This window comes from Kitasatospora sp. NBC_00240, assembly GCF_026342405.1.
Taxonomy (GTDB): domain Bacteria; phylum Actinomycetota; class Actinomycetes; order Streptomycetales; family Streptomycetaceae; genus Kitasatospora.
The window spans coordinates 7,890,026-7,910,005 of the sequence record NZ_JAPEMU010000001.1 but is presented as its reverse complement, the minus strand read 5'-3'; the positions used below and the strand labels follow the sequence as shown (position 1 = coordinate 7,910,005).

General features: G+C 73.4%; 18 protein-coding genes. 8 read left to right on the top strand and 10 right to left on the bottom strand.

Going from position 1 to position 19,980, the window contains the following annotated elements:
- Positions 1-4 precede the first annotated feature (4 nt).
- Positions 5-1,630, bottom strand: a complete 1,626-nt coding sequence (locus OG689_RS33930; RefSeq protein WP_266324730.1) for a glutamate synthase subunit beta — start codon at positions 1,628-1,630, stop codon at positions 5-7.
- Between the two features lie 261 nt (positions 1,631-1,891).
- Here OG689_RS33930 and OG689_RS33925 point away from each other — a divergent pair, with 261 nt between their 5' ends.
- The 3 genes from OG689_RS33925 to OG689_RS33915 all read left to right on the top strand — a co-directional run bounded on the left by OG689_RS33925 (position 1,892) and on the right by OG689_RS33915 (position 3,800).
- Complete coding sequence (locus OG689_RS33925; RefSeq protein WP_266324728.1) at positions 1,892-2,344, top strand: hypothetical protein; 453 nt, start codon at positions 1,892-1,894, stop codon at positions 2,342-2,344.
- A 158-nt stretch (positions 2,345-2,502) separates the two neighbouring features.
- Entirely contained in the window at positions 2,503-2,967 is a 465-nt protein-coding gene (locus OG689_RS33920) for a hypothetical protein (RefSeq protein ID WP_266324726.1), read from the top strand.
- A gap of 140 nt (positions 2,968-3,107) precedes the next feature.
- Positions 3,108-3,800, top strand: a complete 693-nt coding sequence (locus OG689_RS33915) for an ester cyclase (RefSeq protein ID WP_266324724.1) — start codon at positions 3,108-3,110, stop codon at positions 3,798-3,800.
- A 176-nt stretch (positions 3,801-3,976) separates the two neighbouring features.
- Here OG689_RS33915 and OG689_RS33910 read toward each other — a convergent pair whose 3' ends face one another.
- Positions 3,977-4,489, bottom strand: coding sequence for a GNAT family N-acetyltransferase (locus OG689_RS33910; RefSeq protein ID WP_266324722.1), 513 nt, complete (start codon positions 4,487-4,489; stop codon positions 3,977-3,979).
- A gap of 188 nt (positions 4,490-4,677) precedes the next feature.
- Here OG689_RS33910 and OG689_RS33905 point away from each other — a divergent pair, with 188 nt between their 5' ends.
- Positions 4,678-5,307 (top strand): alpha-ketoglutarate-dependent dioxygenase AlkB, encoded by a 630-nt coding sequence (locus OG689_RS33905; protein ID WP_266324720.1) that lies wholly within the window; start codon positions 4,678-4,680, stop codon positions 5,305-5,307.
- A gap of 326 nt (positions 5,308-5,633) precedes the next feature.
- On the opposite strand, the gene OG689_RS33900 is transcribed toward OG689_RS33905, so the two are convergent.
- The 3 genes from OG689_RS33900 to OG689_RS33890 all read right to left on the bottom strand — a co-directional run bounded on the left by OG689_RS33900 (position 5,634) and on the right by OG689_RS33890 (position 9,863).
- Positions 5,634-7,280, bottom strand: a complete 1,647-nt coding sequence (locus OG689_RS33900; protein WP_266324718.1) for an amidohydrolase — start codon at positions 7,278-7,280, stop codon at positions 5,634-5,636.
- Entirely contained in the window at positions 7,277-8,701 is a 1,425-nt protein-coding gene (locus OG689_RS33895; protein WP_266324716.1) for an APC family permease, read from the bottom strand. Before OG689_RS33895 ends, OG689_RS33900 begins: the two co-directional genes overlap by 4 nt.
- 157 nt (positions 8,702-8,858) lie before the next feature.
- Positions 8,859-9,863: an Lrp/AsnC family transcriptional regulator gene (locus OG689_RS33890; RefSeq protein WP_266324714.1), complete on the bottom strand. Its 1,005-nt coding sequence runs from the start codon at positions 9,861-9,863 to the stop codon at positions 8,859-8,861.
- Between the two features lie 122 nt (positions 9,864-9,985).
- Between OG689_RS33890 and OG689_RS33885 the strand changes: the two genes are divergently transcribed.
- From OG689_RS33885 to OG689_RS33875, 3 genes are all read left to right on the top strand, one after another.
- Positions 9,986-10,567, top strand: a complete 582-nt coding sequence (locus OG689_RS33885; protein ID WP_266324712.1) for a TetR/AcrR family transcriptional regulator — start codon at positions 9,986-9,988, stop codon at positions 10,565-10,567.
- 151 nt (positions 10,568-10,718) lie between these two features.
- Positions 10,719-12,143: an MFS transporter gene (locus OG689_RS33880; RefSeq protein WP_266324710.1), complete on the top strand. Its 1,425-nt coding sequence runs from the start codon at positions 10,719-10,721 to the stop codon at positions 12,141-12,143.
- Between the two features lie 65 nt (positions 12,144-12,208).
- The gene (locus OG689_RS33875; RefSeq protein WP_266324708.1) at positions 12,209-12,970 is read left to right on the top strand and encodes a glucose 1-dehydrogenase; all 762 of its coding nucleotides are present in this window, start codon (positions 12,209-12,211) and stop codon (positions 12,968-12,970) included.
- A 69-nt stretch (positions 12,971-13,039) separates the two neighbouring features.
- Here OG689_RS33875 and OG689_RS33870 read toward each other — a convergent pair whose 3' ends face one another.
- Genes OG689_RS33870 through OG689_RS33850 form a run of 5 tightly spaced genes read right to left on the bottom strand, consistent with a single transcriptional unit; the run spans position 13,040 to position 18,818 of the window.
- Positions 13,040-13,807 (bottom strand): 3-oxoacyl-ACP reductase, encoded by a 768-nt coding sequence (locus OG689_RS33870; protein WP_073927078.1) that lies wholly within the window; start codon positions 13,805-13,807, stop codon positions 13,040-13,042.
- A gap of 4 nt (positions 13,808-13,811) precedes the next feature.
- Complete coding sequence (locus OG689_RS33865; RefSeq protein ID WP_266324704.1) at positions 13,812-15,188, bottom strand: aldehyde dehydrogenase family protein; 1,377 nt, start codon at positions 15,186-15,188, stop codon at positions 13,812-13,814.
- Between the two features lie 11 nt (positions 15,189-15,199).
- Positions 15,200-15,910, bottom strand: a complete 711-nt coding sequence (locus OG689_RS33860) for a gamma-glutamyl-gamma-aminobutyrate hydrolase family protein (RefSeq protein WP_266324702.1) — start codon at positions 15,908-15,910, stop codon at positions 15,200-15,202.
- A complete protein-coding gene (locus OG689_RS33855; protein ID WP_266324700.1) occupies positions 15,907-17,262 on the bottom strand; it encodes a glutamine synthetase family protein in 1,356 nt (451 codons plus the stop codon). The genes OG689_RS33860 and OG689_RS33855 overlap by 4 nt, the downstream gene beginning before the upstream one ends.
- Positions 17,259-18,818, bottom strand: a complete 1,560-nt coding sequence (locus OG689_RS33850; protein ID WP_266324698.1) for an amino acid permease — start codon at positions 18,816-18,818, stop codon at positions 17,259-17,261. The genes OG689_RS33855 and OG689_RS33850 overlap by 4 nt, the downstream gene beginning before the upstream one ends.
- 212 nt (positions 18,819-19,030) lie before the next feature.
- Here OG689_RS33850 and OG689_RS33845 point away from each other — a divergent pair, with 212 nt between their 5' ends.
- The gene (locus OG689_RS33845; RefSeq protein ID WP_266324696.1) at positions 19,031-19,777 is read left to right on the top strand and encodes an FCD domain-containing protein; all 747 of its coding nucleotides are present in this window, start codon (positions 19,031-19,033) and stop codon (positions 19,775-19,777) included.
- Positions 19,778-19,980: the final 203 nt, after the last annotated feature.

Here is a 19,980-nt window from a genome sequence, read left to right as displayed (position 1 = left end):
ACGGTCAGAGGACGAGCGGCCGGTGGGTGGCGCTGATCGGGGCGGGCAGCGCGGTCGAGCCGACGAGGTAGCGGTCGACGGCCGCGGCCGCCGAGCGGCCCTCGGCGATCGCCCAGACGATCAGCGACTGGCCCCGGCCCGCGTCACCGGCGACGAAGACGCCGTCCCGGCCGGTGGCGAAGTCGGCGTCGCGGGCGAAGGTGCCCTGGGGGGCGAGATCCAGGCCGAGCTGGCCGATCAGCGGACTGTCCCGCTCCGGACCGGCGAACCCCAGTGCGAGCAGCACCAGTTGAGCCGGAACGGCCTGTTCGGCCGCCGCCCCCGGCGGGCCGCCCGACGGCCCGGACGAGGCCAGGAAGGTGACACCGCGGACCCGGCCGTCCGGGTCACCGTCGAAGCGCACCGTACGGGCCGCGTACGTCCGGATGTCCGGGCCGGCCGACCCCCCGGCACCATCGGCGGCCGCGTCCGTGGCCGCACCGGGGCCGAACCCGCGCTCGCCGCCCCCCTCCCCGCACCGATCGCCGGACGTCTCGCCGGACCGACCGCCGTCCGACCGCCCCGGCGGGAAACCGTGCTGCTTCCCGTAGAGGTGGCCGGCCTCCTCGTGCGAGGCGGTCAGCCGGTGGACCTTCGGGTGGATCGGCCAGGGCTGCTCCGGGGAGCGGGTGTCCGGCGGCTGCGGGTGGATGTCCAACTGGGTGACCCGCCGGGCGTGCTGGCGCAGGGCCGTGCCCAGACAGTCGGCCGCGGTGTCGCCGCCGCCGATGATGACCACATCCTTGCCCTCGGCGCTGACGGTCGGGGCGTCGAGGTCGCCCACGCAGACCCGGTTGGCGATCGGGAGGTACTCCATCGCCTGGTGGATCCCCGCCAGTTCGCGCCCTGGCAGGGCCAGTTCGCGCCAGGCGGTGGCGCCGACGGCGAGCAGCAGGGCGTCGTGGCGGGCCCGGAGGTCGGCGGCGTCGACGGCGGTGCCCACGGCGGTGCCGGTGACGAACCGGGTGCCCTCGGCCCGCATCTGGGCGATCCGGCGGTCGAGGTAGCGCTTGGCCATCCGGAAGTCGGGGATCCCGTAGCGGAGCAGGCCGCCGACCCGGTCGGCCCGCTCGAAGACGGTCACCGCGTGCCCGGCCCGGGTGAGTTGCTGAGCACCGGCGAGGCCGGCCGGGCCCGATCCGACCACCGCGACGGTGCGGCCGGTCGCCCTCGGCACCGGCTCCGGACGGACCTCCCCCCGGGACCACGCCCGGTCGGCGATCGCGACCTCCACCTCCTTGATGGTGACCGGGTCCGCGTTGATGGCCAGGACGCAGGAGCTCTCGCAGGGCGCCGGGCAGAGCCGGCCGGTGAACTCGGGGAAGTTGTTGGTGGCGTGCAGCCGTTCGGCGGCCGCCTCCCAGTCCTGGTGGAAGACCAGGTCGTTCCATTCGGGTATGAGGTTCCCGAGCGGGCAGGCGTTGTGGCAGAACGGGAGTCCGCAGTCCATGCAGCGTCCGGCCTGCAGGGAGACGACGGGCAGCAGCGGGTGCCCCGCGTAGACCTCTCCCCAGTCCTGGGCCCGCTCGGAGACCGGGCGTCGGCTGCGGGTCTGACGCCCGGTGGTGAGAAAGCCCTTCGGGTCGGGCATCGCAGACCTCCTCGCAGGGGTCGCGCCGGACATCGCCACCGTACGCCCGGTATGCCCGGTTTATCCGAACCTGGAACCCCTTGGGAACATCCGACCCCGGCATCCCCGGAGCCCCCTTCCGCCATGGTCGGCATCGGTGGATACATACGGTAGTCGGTTCATCACTTCGCGTGTGACGCAGCACACAGTCATGACATGTACACGTTGTGCAATACTCGCCGGAGCACATCCAGTGCCTTCATTTACAAGGGAGTTGATGAAATGCGCGCTCGGATCGCAGCTCTGACGGCCATTTCGGCAGGACTGACCCTGGCCATGGCCGGCCCTTCGTGGGCCACCCCGACCCCGTCGGCCGGCACGGCGGCGGGCACCTCGACCTCGGCCGCCGCCTCCGCGGCCCCCGGCATCACGTGTCCGGCCCAGGTGAACCGGCCCTGCGCCTGGCAGGAGCGGGGTGAGCGCGGCGTCCTCGGCAGCGCCCAGGTCACCGCCGAGCACCCGGGGCAGCTGACCCTGGTCCGCGTCGACGTCAAGATCCAGCGGGCCTGGGGCAGCCCGTGGGAGACGGTGGCCTCCTCGACCCTGCTGCAGTACGGGTCCGTGCGGGTCAGCACCCCGCCGGTCAGCGCCCTCGGCCCGATCGTCGTCTGCGCGACCGGCGGCCCGGCGCTGCAGCCCGCCTTGCAGTCGACCACCTGTACCACCCCGCACTGACCTGGCGGCGAAGCCGCCCGAGCCGTGGACGGATGGACGGATGGACGCGTGGACGGGTGGACGCGCGGACCGACGGGCGGACGGCCGCGGACGGGGCAAGCGGGTGAACCTCGGGTCGGGGGCGTAGCCACACCCCGGGGTGTCGCGTTGAGGCGGGCGTGAGCAGCAGCCCCGGAGAGCAGCAGGTCCAGGCCGGACGACGCCAGGCCTGGTCGCCCATGCTGCCCCTCGACGCCCGTCCCCCGGCCCGGCCATCGGCAGGAGCCGCCGACGGCCCGGCCGTCTTCGGCCGGCCCGGCGGCCCCCTCGCTCCGGTCGCTCCCCCGCGAGCGGGTTTCGGCCCCGCGCCGGGCCGAAACCCGCTCGCGGGGGCCGACGACACCGTCCACCTCAGCAGTGCCCAGGACACCCTGCAGGTCATCGCCAACGCCGACCGCTGGGCGCAGCTCACCAACGCCCTGGACGAGGCGCTCGTCCCGCTCGCGGTCGGCGACGTCGACGCGCTGCGCCACCTGGCCAAACTGGAGCAGCCCGTGCTCGACGCCCTGACCCGCTGGATCGGCGCCGCGAACCGGGGCCACGGCGGGTGGCCGGCCCGGCCCGCCGGCAGCCTCCCGGCCTGACCGACCACGGTGCCCGTCCCCCGCCGGATCCCTGGCCCGGCCGCGGCGCCGTGTGGTGCCGGGCGGGCCGGAGGAGGACAGTGGAAGACAGCGCGGTCGGCGGACGAAGGCAGCCAGGGGGTGAGATCGGGAGGCCCACGATGACCTTTGTACAGATCGTCGAGTGTCGTACGGAGCAGCCGGACGAACTGAACCGGCTGATGGACACCTGGATCGAGCAGACCCAGGGCAGGCGCACCGCCACCCACAGCATGGTGGGGACGGACCGGGACGACGCGCAACACGTCGTGGAGATCATCGAATTCCCCTCGTACGAGGCGGCGATGCGCAACTCCGGTCTGCCGGAGACGGACCGGATCTTCCGCGAGATGGTGGCGCTCTGCCAGGAGCCGCCCACCTTCACCAACCTCGACCTGGTCCGCGACGATCAGTTCCACAAGGAGGCGGCCCGCCGCCTCCTGATGGACCCGCCGACGGGTGACATGACCGTCCTCGACGAACTCCTCGCACCGGACTACTGCGACCACGACCCGACGATGGACGGCGAGACGGTCGGCCCCGCCGCCGTCAAGCGGATGATCGAGGGCTACCGCACGGCCTTCGACTTCACCTTCGACATCCAGAGCCAGATCGCCGACCGCGACCAGGTGGCCAGCCGTTGGATGTGGCGTGGCACGCACATCGGCGAGTACATGGGCATGGCGCCCACCAACAAGACCATCGAGTGCGCGGGGATGACGATCTTCCGGTTCGAGGACGGCATGGTGAAGGAAGGCTGGTGGAGCTGGGACGCCGTGGCGATGATGCGGCAGATGGGCATGATGCCCTCCTGAGACGCACCGACGAGCGGCGCTCTCCCGGGTACGACGGGTACCAGGGGCCGGTGCCCGGGCGTGGGCACAGCGGCCTCCGCCCGGGCATCACCGCGTTGCGGCCGGCCGGGAGCCGGCACCCTGCGACTGCGGCCCGGGGGCTGCCGACCCGAACTCGACCGGCCCGGCGGTACCGCTCACGCCCCGGTGTCGATCCTCAGCTGGAGAGCGGGGAAGCGCGGGGCCACGAAACCCAGCGACCGGTACAGCCCGGCGCCGTCGGCGGTGGCGTTGAGATTGACCACCCGCGCCCCCGTGTCCTCGGCGAACCAGGTCAGCAGGGCGTCCAGGCAGGCCCGCGCGTGGCCGCGCCCCCGTCGGCGCGGGTCGGTGCTGACGTTGAAGACGTGCCCGTGCAGGCCGCTGCGATTGGTGGGCCCGGGGGCGTGCCGGTCGCAGATGCCCACCGCGCAGCTGACCACGCCGAGTTCGAAGTCCTCCACCAGGAAGGCCGCGAACTCCTCGGGCCGGCCGAGGCGTTCGAGGAACCAGGTGTGGGCGTCCGCCCGCCACGGCGCCTGTTCGGGACCGGTGGGGATGTCCATGGCCGCCAGCATCAGCCCGCGCAGGCGGACCAGCGCGGGGGCGTCCTCGGCGGTGGCACGGCGGACGCGGCCTGCCTCGGCGGCGGGCGAATCGATCTCCCTCATGCGACGCCATTGTGCTCCACCGCCCAGGCCCGGGTCGGCGGCGGGGGCCCGCCGCCCGGCCGTCCGGACAGCCCGGCGGGGCGTCAGTGCCCGGCGGCCGGCGCCAACGCGCGCAGGGTGGTCGTCATGTTCCGCAGCACACGATTCCTTTTCGTGCACATGTTCGATTCTGGGCGTAGGGTGGAGCCATGACCATCCAGCTGCAGGGCAGCCTCCTCGACGGGACGGACGAGATCGCCCTCCGCCCGCTCGCGGCCGTCCGCCGCACCGAACTCGGCGCCGGGGCCTGGGTCGACGTGCTGCCGGGCTGGCTGACCGGCGCCGACGGGCTGTTCGAACAGCTGGTCGCGGACGTGCCCTGGCAGGCCGAGCAGCGGCAGATGTACGAGCGGGTGGTCTCGGTGCCGCGCCTGCTGGCGTACTACCGGGAGGGGCGCGAGCTGCCGCACCCGGTGCTGAGCCAGGCCCGGTCGGCCCTGAGCGCGTACTACGCCGACGAACTCGGGGAGCCGTTCGTCAGCGCCGGGCTCTGTTACTACCGGGACGGCCGGGACAGTGTCGCCTGGCACGGGGACCGGATCGGACGCGGCGACCGGGAGGACACCATGGTCGCGATCCTGTCGGTCGGCGAGCCGCGCGCGCTGCTGCTGCGGCCGCGGTTCGGCGGGGGCGCGAGCGTGCGGCATTTGCTGGGGCACGGTGACCTGCTGGTGATGGGCGGATCCTGCCAGCGCACCTGGGAGCACGCCGTCCCGAAGACGGTCCGGCCGGTGGGGCCGCGGATCAGCGTCCAGTTCCGCCCCGGCGGGGTGGGCTGACGGTCTGCCGGCGCAGCGGGACGGACCACCGCTCACGCCCGTCGCCCGGGCGGGGTGACTCCCGGCCGGGGCCGGAAAAGATTGGAGCGCCGGGCCCGATTCGAACGGACTCTTCCTACTGAAAGTAGGACGTGCTCCACCAGCACCACCGACGCGTGGCCGAAGATCAATCTCTCGGCGACACGAATAGTAGCAGCTCATCCGGGTGATCCGATCATCGCGCCGGGCCTGCCGGCCGACGATCCGAAGCACCGGGGAACGGCCCGCGCCCGCGCCCGCCCCCGCCGCCCGACGGCGGGCAGGGGGCGGGCGCGGGCCGCCGGACTTCAGCCCGCCCGGTGCACGACCTCCCCGCCCACCACCGAAAGCTCCACCCGGGCGTCCAGGATGGCCTTCGGCTCCAGCGCGAACAGGTCGTCGGAGAGCAGCATCAGGTCGGCCAGCTTGCCGGGGGCGAGCGAACCGAGCTCGGTGTCCAGGAAGTTGGCGTACGCGCTGCCCATCGTGTAGCCGCGGACGGCGGTGGCGAGGTCCAGCGTCTCCTGCGGCATCCAGGCGTCGCCGCCGGCCAGGCCGCGCCGGGTGACAGCGGTGTACAGGCCGATCAGCGGGTCCATCTCGGCCACGTTCCAGTCACTGGAGAGGGCCAGGGTGGCGCCCGCCCGCTGCAGGCTGCGCATCGGCCAGGCCTTGGTCCAGCGCCGCTCGCCGACGGCCTCCGCCCAGTCCCGGCCCGGGCCGGCGATGTCGGGCGAGCAGTGCCGGGGCTGCATGCAGGCCACCACGCCGAGTTCGGCGAAGCGCGGGACGTCCGCCGGGTCCAGGCACTCCACGTGCACCACCTGGTGCCGGGCGTCGCGCGGGCCGTTGACCCGGCGGGCGTGCTCGACGGCGTCCAGCACGGTACGGATGCCGCGGTCCCCCGTGGCGTGCACGAAGGTCTGGAAGCCGGCCGCGTCCAGGCCGGCCAGCACCTCGGCGAACTCCTCCGGCGGGTAGAAGGTCTCGCCGCGGTGGCTGTGGTGCCCGGCGTAGGGCTCCAGCAGGGCGGCGGTGTGCGGCTCCACCACGTCGTCGATGTAGAGCTTCAGCGGGCCGACCCGCAGCCGGTCGGAGGTGTACCGGCGGCCCACCTCGGCGAACTCGGCGAGTTCCGCGGCGGTGGTGCCCCGCGGGTGGAACAGGGCGGCGACCAGGCGCGAGCGGAGCCGGCCCTCGGCCATGGCGCGTTCGAACAGGGCGAGGTCGTCCAGCGAGTTCTGCGGCTCGACGACGGTGGTGATGCCGTACCGGGCGGCCATGTCCAGGCTGCTGAGCAGCCGCCCGTACTGGCGGTCCGGGGCGGCCCAGGGCACCCCGGCGGCGCGCAGTGCCCGGTGGCCCGCACGGGAGAGGCCCTTCACCGCGAAGTCGGTGAGGAAGCCGGTGGGCTCGCCGGTGACCGGGTCCTTGCGGACGGTGCCGTACGGCAGTTCGTCGGTGTCCCGGGTGATGCCGAGGCGCCGCAGGGCGGCGGTGTTCAGCCAGGCGGTGTGCACGTCGTAGCTGAGCACGAAGGCGGGGCGGCCGCCGGTGTACGGGTCGAGGTCGGCGGCGGTCGGCATCCGGCCGCCGGGGATCGCGGAGTAGTCGAAGGCCTCGCCCTCGATCCACTCGGCGTCGGGGTGGCTGCGCAGCCGCTCGGCGATCCGGGCGCCGATCTCGGCGAGGCTCGCGGCGCCGGCCAGCTGGACGCAGTCGGCGTCGGAGCCGAGGCGGACGTGGTTGTGGCTGTCCACGAAACCGGGCAGCACCAGCCGGCCGCGGGCGTCCAGCACCTCGGTGCCGGGGCCGGCCAGCTCGCGCCAGCCGTCGCCGTCGCCCACCCAGGCGATCCGGCCGTCCCGGACGGCGATCGCCTCGGCGCGCGGCCGGGCGTCGTCCACGGTGTGGACGTGGGCGTTGTGCAGGACGAGGTCGGCGGGGCGGTTCACACGTTCTCCGGAAGCGTTGCGGGGGCGGCGGCGACGGGCGCGGCGGGGCGGTCGGCCAGGTCGGCGGGCAGGGTCAGCACCCAGTGGGTGGCGCTGCGGGGGCGCAGGTAGCCGAACCAGTAGGCGATGCCGACCAGCAGCACCGCGCCGGTGATCAGCAGGTCACGGGTGCTCTGCTGGGTGAGCGAGTACGCCAGGACGCCGATGGTGACCAGCGGGACGATCGGCCAGAGCGGCATCCGCCAGGCCGGGGTGGCGCGGTGGCGGGCCCGCCGGGCGCTGAGCGCCGCGCAGCCGAGCAGCAGGTAGATCACCGCGACGACGACGCCGGTGAAGCCGAGCAGGGCGTCGATCGGGACGGCGAGCGCGAGCACGATGCCGGGCACCCCGATGGCCAGGGTGGCGGCCCACGGCGAGCCCCAGCGCGGGTGCAGGCTGCCGAGCACCCGGTTGACCGGGTCGGGCCAGGTGCGGTCGCGGGCGGAGGCGTAGAGCACCCGGCCGTTCTGCAGCACCATCACGATGACGGCGTTGAGGATGGCCGCGGCGATGCAGAGGGAGACGAAGGTGCCGACGGTGCTGCCGGCCCAGGAGTCCACCACGGCGACCAGGTCGCCGGTGGCGAGCTGGTCGGCCGAGTCGACGCCCAGGCAGACCGCCGCGACCGGGACGGTGATCAGCACCACGCCGGCCAGCAGGGACCACAGGACGGTACGGGCGACGGTGCGGCGCGGGTCGCGGAGGTCCTCGGAGAGGTACACGGCGGTGCCGAACCCGTTGTAGGTGAACAGGGCGACGGCGAGACCGGAGATCAGCAGTCCGGTGGTGAACGGGCTGGTGCCGCCCTGGCCGTCGGGCACCACGGCGTGCAGCAGGGTGGAGACCGGCTGGCGGACGTGCAGGAAGCCGAGCACGCTGACCAGCGCCGCGGCGAGCACCTCGATCCCGAGGAAGATACCGGTGATCAGGGCGTTGGATTTGATGTCGAGCACGCCGACGGCGACGGCCAGGGCCATCACCAGGGCGCCGGCCACGGCGGGGTCGAGCGAGACGACGGAGGAGAGGTAGCCGGCGGCGCCGAGGGCGATGATCGGCGGGATCACCAGTAGTGACACCACCGAGATCACGAAGACCAGCCAGCCCGCGAGCCGTCCGAGCAGCTGCCCGACGATCGAGTACTCACCGCCGGCGCTGGGGACGAGCGTACCCAGCTCGGCGTAGCAGAAGCCGACGCCGAGCGAGAGCGCCGCGGCGATCAGCAGGGTGAGCACGGCGCCGCTGCCCTGGCTCTGCAGCAGCGGCGGCACCACGATGAACAGCGAGGAGGCGGGTGTCACGCAGGAGAGGGTCAGCAGGACGCCGCCGAAGACGCCCAGGGAGCGCGGCAGCGCGGTGAGATCCGGCTTGGGGGATTCGTTCATCAGGCACCCGGACTCGGTAGAAGACGGTGGGGGTGCCCGTCATTCAACGCGTGGCAAAAAGATCGCGTCAAGGCTTCCTGGTTAACATTTCGCCCTTCAAGGGGATCAATTTCTTTATTTCATAGGCTGAAGTGCCTTGATACGAATGAATTACCGCTCACACCGGCAGATCGTAGGTGTAGGACTCCTTGACGATCTCCAGGTGGTACCAGGACTCCAGCCGGACCACGCCCGGCGCGGCGCGCAGCCCGTCCAGCGTGGCGAGCAGCGCCGGGCGGTCGCCGGCGTCCACGCCGCACACCACGTCGAAGCGCCCGTAACCCGCCGCCACGTAGTTCACCCCGGGCAGGCGGGCGACCGCGACGGCGGCAGCCGCGGCGGCGCCCCGCACGGTCAGGCCCACCCCGACCGCCTCCCGGACGCCGACGGCCCGGGAGTCGACCAGCCCGGTCACATGGACGGCCCCGGACTGCAGCAGCCGCAGCACCCTCGCCCGGGTGGCGGGCTGGGAGAGTCCGACCCGCTCCGCGAGCGCCGCGAACGAGGCCCGGCCGTCGGCCTGCAGCAGGCCGAGCAGCGTACGGTCCACCTCGTCCACGGCCGGCGGGCGCTCGGCGGCCGCGGGGGCGGGCTCGGGAGCGAGGCCTGCCGCGGGCCGGGGATCGACCTCGGGGCCGACGCCCGGGTCGGTCGCGGGGGCGACCACGGGGCCGCCGGCCGGATCGGTCGCGGGCGAGTAGGCGTCCCGGATCAGGCGGGTGCAGCGGAAGACCTCGATCCCCCGCACCCCGGGCGCCGACCGCAGCACGGCGAACTCCCGCTCCAGCGCGGCCTCGTCGGCCACCCGCAGTTCGGCCACCACGGCCCGCGCACCGGCCGTGCAGGACACGAAGCTGCTGGCCGGCCTGGCCGCGGCCACCTCGGCGGCCGGGCGGCCGGGGCCCTCGACGTCCAGCGAGACGTGGGCGACGGCGCCGATGCCGACCACCCAGGGGCGGACGATCCCGACCACCCGCACGGTGCCGGACTCCAGCAGTCGGTGCACCCGGGCCCGGGCCGCCTCCCGGGAGACGCCCAGCGACTCGGCCAGGCGCTGGTAGCTGACCCGGCCGTCCTGCTGCAGTTCACGGACGAGCGCGGCGTCGAACGCGTCCAGCTTCATCGGCACTCCCCTGACCCGGCCCGCCCGGTCGTGCGGGAACAGGGCGATCGTACCGAGCCCCGGCTCACGACCCCTCAGATCTTTCTTGACCGTACGTTCCAGACAGGGCTAGGGTCCTCCCTGTGGCCAGAACCAAGGAATTCGACCCGGACGCGGCACTGCAGGCAGCCCTGGAGCTGTTCTGGCGGCGCGGCTACGAGGCGACCTCGATGAGCGACCTGGTGGAGCACCTCGGGATCGGCCGTGCCAGCCTCTACGCCACCTTCGGCAGCAAGCACGAGCTGTACCTCCGGGCCCTCGACCGGTACGCGGAGCTGACCGACCCCAAGCTGCTCGACGAGCTGTCCCAGCCCGGCCCGGTCCTGCCCGCCGTCCGGGCGCTGGTCCGCCGGTTCGCCGCCGAGGCCGGCTCGGAGCAGCGGGCGGCCGGCTGCTTCGTCACCAACACCGCGGCCGAGCTGGCCCCGCACGACCGTGCCGCGGCCCGCCGGGTCGAGGCCAGCTGGGACCACCTGGAGACCCTGCTGCACTCGGCGCTGGTCCGGGCGGCGGCCGGCGGGGAGCTGCCGCCGGGGCGCGAGCCCCGCGCGCTGGCCCGGATGCTGGTCGTCCTGCTGCAGGGGATCCGGGTGGTCGGCAAGGCCGCCTCGGACCCGCTCCGGGTGCACGACGCGGCCGAGCAGGCGCTCACCCTGCTCGACTGAGCGCCGCCGGCCGCCCCGCACACTCCCGACTCCACCCGCGCCCACGCACCCTCCCCGCCGACCCGCCCGCCTCGCACCCCGGCCGGCGGTGCGCGACGCCTTGCCTCTGCATGCTCATATATTGGACCGTTCGATCCACTATTGAGGGCCCATGAATCCCACCGCGCGCCGCGGAGCCCAAGGCTTCGCCCTGCTCGGCGCCGTCCAGACCAGCCTGATCTTCACCCTCACGGCCATCGCCGTACCGCTGCCGCAGATCGGCCGCGAATTCGGACTCGGGCGTGCCGACCTCGTCCTGCTCAACGCCGCGTACGGACTCTCCTTCGCCGGCCTTCTGCTGTTCGGCGGGCGGCTGGCGGACCGCTCGGGCGGCCGGCGCGTGCTCAGCACCGGACTGCTGCTGTTCGGCGCCGCCTCGCTGGCCTCGGCGCTCGCCCCCGACCACCCGGCGCTGCTCGCCGCGCGCTTCGCGCAGGGCGCCGGCGCGGCCCTGCTCGCCCCCGCCGCGATGGCCGTGCTGCGGACGCTCTTCGCCGAACCCGCCGCCCACGCGAGGGCGCTGGCCACCTGGAGCGGGCTCTCCGTGCTGGGGGCCACGGCAGGCAACCTGCTGTCCGGGGTGATCTCGGCGGCGGCCTCCTGGCGCTGGACCTTCGCCGTGCCGCTCGCCGTCACCGCCGCCGCCCTCACCCTCGGGCCCCGGCTGCTGCCGGCCGACCCGGCCCGGGACGACCGACGGCACGGACCGCGCGCAGTCGACCGCCCCGCGCTCGACCTGCCCGGAGCCGTCCTCGCCACGGCCGGCATCACGCTGGCCGGCTACGGCCTCGTCCTCACCGAGGACCGCCCCTGGTCCTCCCCCGCCGTCGTCGGCGCCCTGGTCGGCGCCGCCACCCTGCTCGGCGCCTTCCTCCTGGTGGAACTACGCGTCCGCGACCCGCTGCTGCCGCCGGGCTTCCTGCTCCACCGGCGCCGTGCTCCGGCACTGACCGCGATCGGGCTCACCGCGGCCGGCACCTCGACGACCTTCGTCCTCCTCTCGCTCCACCTCCAGCAGCAGCGAGGCTGGTCACCGCTCGCGACCTCCGGCGCCTTCCTGCCCTTCGCCGTCGCCCTGCTCGGTTCGGGCCGCGCGACCGGGCCGCTGATCGGGCGGTTCGGGCCGCGGCGGGTCACCGTCGTCGGCCTCGCCGTCGCGGCGACCGGCCTGTTGCTGCTCGCCGCCACCGGCTTCGACCCCGGGCTCCCCTACCCGGTGGCGCTGCTGCCCGGACTGGTCCTCCTGCCGGCCGGCGCCGCCGGCTCCTTCGCCGGGGCCGTCGTGCTCGCCGCCCAAGGCGTGCCGCGCGACCGGAGCGGCCTGGCCGGCGGAGTGCTCAACACCGCGATGGAGCTGGGACCGACGCTCGTCCTGGCCGTCCTGCTCACCACCGGCAGCGACAGCGCCTCACTCGCCCTGGCCGCGGCGGCGCTGGCCGCCACCGCGCTGACCGCCGCGGCCATGACCCGCCCGGGGCCCCGAGCGGGCACCGGCCACCGCACACCCGCCCGGCCTCGGGCGCCCGCCGGGCCCTGACCGCCCGCCGCGGGCCGCCCGCCGCCGATTCGCCAACAGCACATCAACCAGAAGGAGTTACTGCCATGAGCAACCGATTCGCCGACCGCACCGTCCTGGTCACCGGCGCCGGTTCCGGGCTCGGCCGCGCCATCGCCCTCGCCTTCGCCGCCGAGGGCGCCCGGGTGGCGGTCGCCGGCCGGAGCGCCGATCCACTGGCCGAGACCGTCGCCCTGATCGAGAAGGAGGGCGGCACGGCGGCGGGCTTCACCGCCGACGTCAGCCGCTCGGCCGAGGTCCGCGCCCTGGTCCGGCAGACCGTCGAACTGTTCGGCGGCCTCGACACGGCCGTGAACAACGCCGGGGTCTTCCGCGGCGGGCAGCCGATCGCCGACCTGCCCGAGGCTGACTGGCGGACGCTGCTCGACATCAACGTGACCGGCGTGCTGCTGTCGATGCAGGCCGAGATCGCCCACATGCGCGCCAACGGCGGCGGGACGATCGTCAACATCTCGTCCAACCTCGGTGCGCACCAGCGGCGTCCGGGCCTGGGCGGGTACATCGCCTCCAAGGCGGCCGTCACCGCCCTCACCCGCGGCGCGGCCCTCGACCACGTCCGGGACGGCATCCGGATCAACGCGGTCAGCCCCGGCGCCTCGGACACCACGATGTCGCTGCTTCCCGGTGAGGGTCCCGCCGAGCGGGCGGTGCGGATGCGGCGCGACTCGCCGCTCGGCCGGGTCGCCGCCACCGGTGAGGTAGCCGCCGCCGTGCTGTACCTGGCCTCGCCGGACGCCGCCTCCGTGGTCGGCGCCGATCTGGTGATCGACGGCGGCGCCTCGGCCTGACCTGCACAGGAGCACGCCGGCCGGGCCCCACGAGGATCACCCGCGGGGCCCGGCGCCGAGGCGCGGCGGCTACTGCGGGGTCACGTACGCCCCGGAGATGCCGCCGTCCACCAGGAAGGTGTTGGCGGTCATGAAGGAGGAGTCGTCGCTGGCCAGGAAGGCCACCGCGGCGGCGATCTCGTCGGGCTCGGCGAACCGGCCGAGCGGGATGTGGACGAGCCGGCGGGCGGCCCGCTCCGGGTCCTTGGCGAACAGCTCCTGCAGCAGCGGGGTGTTGACCGGGCCGGGGCAGAGCGCGTTGACCCGGATCCCCTCCCGGGCGAACTGCACCCCCAGCTCGCGGGACATCGCCAGCACCCCGCCCTTGGAGGCGCTGTAGGAGATCTGCGAGGTGGCCGCGCCCATCACCGCGACGAAGGAGGCGGTGTTGATGATCGAGCCCTTGCCCTGCCGCTGCATGTGCGGGATCGCGTACTTGCAGCAGAGGTAGACGCTGGTCAGGTTGACGTCCTGGACCCGCTTCCAGGCCTCCAGGCCGGTGGTGAGGATGGAGTCGTCGTCGGGCGGCGAGATGCCGGCGTTGTTGAAGGCGATGTCCAGCCGGCCGTACTCGGCGACGGCCCGCTCGTACATCTCGCGCACCGCGTCCTCGTCGGTCACGTCGGCCTGCACGAACAGGCCGCCGACCTCCTCGGCGGCGGCCTTGCCGGCCGCCGCGTCGATGTCCACGCAGACCACCTTGGCCCCTTCGGCGGCGAAGCGCCGGGCGGTCGCGAGGCCGATTCCGCTGCCCGCGCCGGTGATGACGGCCACCCGGCCGTCGAGTCGCTCGGTCATGGCGTTATTCCTCCGTGGAGATGAAGACGTTCTTGGTTTCGGTGAAGGCGTGGAGGGCGTCGGGGCCCAGCTCCCGGCCGAGGCCGGACTGCTTGAACCCGCCGAAGGGGGTCGAGTACCGCACCGAGGAGTGCGAGTTGACGGACAGGTTGCCCGCCTCCACCCCGCGGGCCACCCGCAGCGCCCGGCCCACGTCCCGGGTCCAGATCGAGCCGGACAGACCGTAGTCGGTGCTGTTGGCGATCCGTACGGCGTCCGCCTCGTCGCGGAACGGGACGACGGCGACCACCGGGCCGAAGATCTCCTCGGTGAAGGCCGGGGAGTCCCGCCGGACCGGCGAGAGCACGGTGGGCGGGAACCAGAAGCCGGGCCCGTCCGGGGCGCTGCCGGTGAAGGCGACCGGGGTGTCCGCGGTGACGTAGGAAGCCACCCGGGCCCGGTGGGCGGCCGAGATCAGCGGCCCCATCTCGGTCTTCTCGTCGCTCGGGTCGCCCACCCGCACGCCCCGGACGGCCGGCTCCAGCAGGGCCATGAACTCCTCGAACACCCCCGCCTCCACCAGGATCCGGGAGCGCGCGCAGCAGTCCTGGCCGGCGTTGTCGAAGACGGCGTACGGCGCGGTGGCGGCGGCCCTGGCGAGGTCGGCGTCGGCGAAGACGATGTTGGCGCTCTTGCCGCCGAGTTCGAGGGTGACCGGCTTGACCTGCTCCGCGCAGCCGGCCGCGATCGCCTTGCCGACCCGGGTGGAGCCGGTGAAGACCACCTTGGCGACGTCCGGGTGGGTGACGAAGCGGTGGCCGACCACCGGGCCGCGGCCCGGCAGCACCTGCAGGACCCCCTCGGGAATGCCTGCCCGCAGGGCCAGTTCGGCCAGCCGCAGGGCGGTCAGCGGGGTGAGTTCGGCGGGCTTGAGGACCACCGTGTTGCCGGCCGCGAGGGCCGGCGCCAGGCCCCAGGCGGCGATCGGCATCGGGAAGTTCCAGGGCACGATGATGCCGACCACACCGAGCGGTTCCTGGAAGGTGACGTCCAGGCCGCCGGCCACCGGGATCTGGCGCCCGAACAGGCGCTCCGGCGCGGCGGCGTAGTACTCGATGACGTCGCGGGCGTTGCCGGCCTCCCAGCGGGCGTTGCCGATCGTGTGGCCGGCGCCGGCGACCTCCAGCGCGGCGAGGTGCTCGCGGTCGGCGTCGACGGCGGCGGCGAAGGCCCGCAGCAGCCGGGCGCGGTCGGCCGGCGCGACCTTGCGCCAGCTCGCGAAGGCGGCCTTCGCCCGGGCGACGGCGGCGTCGGTCTCGGCGAGGCCCGCCATGGCCACCGTCTGGATCACCTCCTCGGTGGCGGGGTTGACCACCTCGAAGAGGTCCTGGTCCGAACTCACGGTGCTGTCTCCTAGGGGGTGGTGGCCGTGGCAGCGGTGACGAACGCCTCGAAGAGGCGCGGGTCGGAGGGGTCGGTCTCGGGGTGCCACTGGACGCCGAGGGCGAAGCGGTGGTCGGGCAGTTCGACGGCCTCGACGGTCTCGTCGGCGCTCCAGGCCGAGGGCAGCAGTCCCTTGCCCAGGCCGTCGACGGCCTGGTGGTGGTAGCAGGCCACCTTGGCGGTGCGGCCGAGGATGCCGGCGAGCCGGGTGGCGGGGCGGATCATCACCGCCTGGCTGCTGAAGGTGGCGGGGGCGAGCTGGTGGTCCTGGTCCCCGACCCGGTCGGGCAGGTGCTGGACCAGGCTGCCGCCGAGGGCGACGTTCAGCAGTTGCATGCCCCGGCAGATGCCGAGCACCGGGAGGTCCCGCTCCAGGGCGCCCGCCAGCAGGTCGAACTCCCAGCTGTCGCGCAGCGGGTGGGGATCGCCCGTGCGGGCGTGCGGCGCCTGGCCGTAGCGGGCGGGGTCGATGTCCGGCCCCCCGGAGAGCAGCAGAGCGTCCAGCCGGTCCAGCAGCCGGCCGGTGGCGCCGCTCTGCGGCGGCAGCAGGACGGGCGTGGCGCCGGCCCGGGCGACGGCCTCGACGTAGCTCTGCGGCAGCAGGGCCGCGCTCTGCTCCCAGACGCCCCAGGCCGCCCGGTCGAGGTAGCTGGTGATCCCCACCAGCGGCCCGCCCGTCACAGTCGCTCGAATCCGCGCCGGCGCTCCCAGTCGGTCACCGCCGCGTCGTAGGCGGCGAGTTCGACCCGGCCGGCGTGGCTGTAGTGCCGTACCACGTCCTTGCCGAAGGCCAGCGCGGCCGCCTCGCTGTGCTCGAAGGCCTCGACGGCGTCGCGCAGGGTGGCGGGCACCCTGGGCGCGTCGGAGCTGTACGCGTTGCCGCTGAACTCGGGCTCCAGCGGCAGCTGCTGCTCGATCCCGTGCAGTCCGGCGGCGATCAGCGCGGCCACCGCGAGGTACGGGTTGACGTCCCCGCCGGGCACCCGGTTCTCGAAGCGCAGCGAGGCGCCGTGGCCGACCACCCGCAGCGCGCAGGTGCGGTTGTCGCGCCCCCAGGCGATCGCGGTCGGCGCGAAACTGCCCGGCACGTACCGCTTGTAGGAGTTGACGGTGGGGGCGAGCAGCAGGGCGAAGTCCGCCAGACAGGCGAGCTGCCCGGCCAGGAAGTGCTCCATCACCGGGGAGAAGCCGTTCGCCCCCTCGCCGGGCATCACGGGCCGGCCCTGGTCGTCCCGCAGGCTGAGGTGGATGTGGCAGGAGTTGCCTTCGCGCTGGTCGTACTTGGCCATGAAGGTGAGGCTGACGCCCTCCTGGGCGGCGATCTCCTTGGCGCCGGTCTTGTAGACCGCGTGGTCGTCGCAGGTGCGCAGCGCCTCGCCGTACTTGAAGGCGATCTCGTGCTGGCCGAGGTTGCACTCGCCCTTGGCCGACTCGACGGTGAGCCCGGCGCCGGCCATCTCGTTGCGCAGCCGGCGCAGCAGCGGTTCCACCCGGGAGGTGCCGAGGATGGAGTAGTCGACGTTGTACTGGTTGACCGGGGTGAGCCGGTGGTAGTCCTTCTCCCAGGCCTGCTCGTAGGTGTCCTTGAAGACGATGAACTCCAGCTCGGTGCCGACGTACGCGTGCCAGCCGTACCCGGCGAGGCGCTCCAGCTGCCGGCGCAGGATCTGCCGGGGCGAGACGGTGACCGGCCGCCCGTCGTGGTGGGTGACGTCGCACTGGACCATCACGGTGGCGGGGTGCCAGGGGACGGTGCGCAGGGTGGCGAGGTCGGGGGTGAGGACGAGGTCGCCGTAGCCGCTCTCCCAGGAGGAGATCTCGTAGCCGTCCACGGTGTTCATGTCGATGTCGACGGCGAGCAGGTAGCCGCAGCCCTCGGCGGAGTCGGTGACGACGTCGGAGAGGAAGAACTCGGCGGCGATCCGTTTTCCCTGCAGACGGCCCTGCATGTCGGTCATGGCGAGGACGACGGTGTCGATCGCCCCCCGGGCGACGCCGGCGCGCAGCTGCTCCAGGGTCAGGCGGGGACTCATCGGATCTCCAGTTCGGCTTCGGCGGCGGCGAGTTCCTCGGGTGTGCCGTGCACCTTCGGGCCGGTGAACCAGTGCCGGGCCGAGGCCAGCCACCAGATGCCGGCGAAGCCGAGGACGACCGCCACCGCGACGGGCGTGTAGTTGAAACGGACCGCGGTGACCGGGCTGAGGGTGGGCAGCATGAACAGCACGGCGATCACCGCCGTCCAGCCGACGGCGACCAGGCCGATCGGCCGGGACCACCGGCCGAGGTGCCAGGGGCCGCGGGCGAACGCGTCGCCCTGCCGCAGCCGCAGGAACACCGGGATGACGTAGGCGATGTAGAGGCCGATCACCGAGACGGAGGTGACGGCCGCGTAGGCGGTGCTGTTCCACAGGGCCGGCAGGCCGAGCAGGAAGGCTCCGCCGGCGGCGAGCCAGACCGCGCTGGTGGGGGTCTGGGTGCGGGGGTTGATCCGGTGCCAGAGCCGGGATCCGGGTAGTGCGCCGTCCCGCGAGAAGGCGTAGATCATACGGGAGTTGGCGGTGACGGAGGCCATCCCGCAGAAGAACTGGGCGCCGATCACGATGAGCAGCAGCAGTTTGGCGCCGGTGTCGCCGATCGCGTCGATGAAGATCTGGGCGGGCGGCACGCCGGTGGAGCTGGTGAGCGCGCCGTCGTAGTCCTGGATGGCGAAGGTGAGGCCGAGCAGCAGGATCCAGCCGGCGACCAGCGAGACGAGGACGGAGTTGACGATGCCGCGCGGGCCGGAGCGGGCGGCGTCCTGGGTCTCCTCGGTCATGTGGGCGGAGGCGTCGTAGCCGGTGAGGGTGTACTGGGCGAGCAGCAAGCCGAGCATCGCGACGTAGAAGGAGCTGTGGAAGCCGGTGTTGTTGACGAACTTGGTGAGGACGAAGGACGCGGAGGCGTGGTGGGAGGGCACCAGGAGGAGGGCGCCGACGATGATCGTGACGCCGGCCAGGTGCCACCAGACGCTGACGTTGTTGAACAGCGCGACCAGCCGGACGCCGCGGGTGTTGAGCAGGCCGTGGACGAGCAGGATCACCGCGAAGATCGCGACGGTGTGCTCCGGGGTGGCCGCGAAGCCGAACTGCATCTCCAGCAGGGCGTTGGCGAAGGTGGCCGCGCCGTAGTCGACGCCGGCGGTCACCGCGACCTGGCCGAGGAAGTTGAACCAGCCGGTGAACCAGGCCCAGGCCGGTCCGCGCGAGGGGGCGAGTTTGGCCGCCCAGTAGTAGAGGCCCCCGGCGGTGGGGTACGAGGAGCAGATCTCGGCCATCGCGAGGGCGACGCAGAGGGTCATCAGGCCGACCACCGGCCAACCCCAGGTGATCATCGCGGGGCCGCCGGTGTTCAGGCCGAAACCGTAGAGGGTGAGGCAGCCGGAGAGGATCGAGACGATCGAGAAGGAGACCGCGAAGTTGGAGAAGCCCGACATGGAGCGGGCCAGCTCCTGGGTGTAGCCCAGTTCGCGCAGTCGCTGCTCGTCCGGGGAGAGCACGGCGGCCGGGGAGGCGGCGGTGATCTCCGGAGCGTCCGCCGGAAACACCGGCATGCCAGGGTGGTCGAGGGGGGAGGGTTCGGGAGACATGCGCACCCCTTCTTGGGGGTTCGGTGGGGGATCCGAAACGTGCGCCACAGCACTGTGGTGGCCAATGGACCGAAACCGGACCATTGGCGTAGTGCGCATGCTTCACCCTGTGGCTCCACCCCGTCAAGGGGACCTGCCGACCGTGTTCGCCGTCCCTCCCTCGGTAGGATTCCGGAGTGGACCTGGCGGGCGCGCGCGACGCGCGGATGGACTGGCGGGGCGGCGCGATCTTCCGCCCCGTCCGGACCGGCAACACCTTCGAGGAGACGGTCGAGCGGCTCCTGGAGGCGATCAAGCTGGGCGTCCTCGCGTACGGTGACCGACTGCCGCCGGAGCGTGAACTCGCCGCCCGGCTGAACGTCAGCCGGGAGACCCTGCGCGAGGCGATCCGCTCCCTGCAGTTGGCCGGCTGCGTCGAGTCACGGCGCGGCCGCTACGGCGGCACCTTCGTCACCTACCGGCTGCCGCCGCCCGACCTCGGCGACCTGCGCCGGGCCGTCCAGGACATGGGCGCCGAGCTGGAGGACGCGCTCACCTACCGGATGGTGCTGGAAACCGGCGCCGCCGAGCAGGCCGCGAGACGGCCGCTCACCGAGGAACAACGCGCCTACCTGCAAGAACGCCTCGGCGACCTGGAGAACGCCGCACCCGAGGAGTACCGCCAACTGGACTCCCGCTTCCACCTCGCGATCGCCGAGCTGACCGGCTCGCACTCACTGGCGGCCGGCATCGCCGAGAGCCGGATGCGCCTGAACGACCTGCTCAACGCCATACCGATGCTGGAGCGCAACATCGACCACGCCTCCGAGCAGCACCGCACGATGGTCGACACCATCCTGGCCGGGGACGCCGAGGGCGCCCGGCGCTCCACCGAGGAGCACCTGGAGGCCACCGCGGCCCTGCTGCGCGGGTTCCTGGGCTGACCGGGTGGGCCGGATCCGCCCCGGGCCGGGCCCCTGAGCGGCGCCGCCGGGCGGGCCGCCGCGGCCACTACGGCAGCGGAGTGACCCGAGTCACTCCATCGATGCGTAACGCCTCGCGCTCCGGGAACGATTAGTCGAACGGTGCTTGCCGCGTGGAGGATCCCTGATCCGTCACACACTCCGTGCGCGGCGGAGCCGTTTCA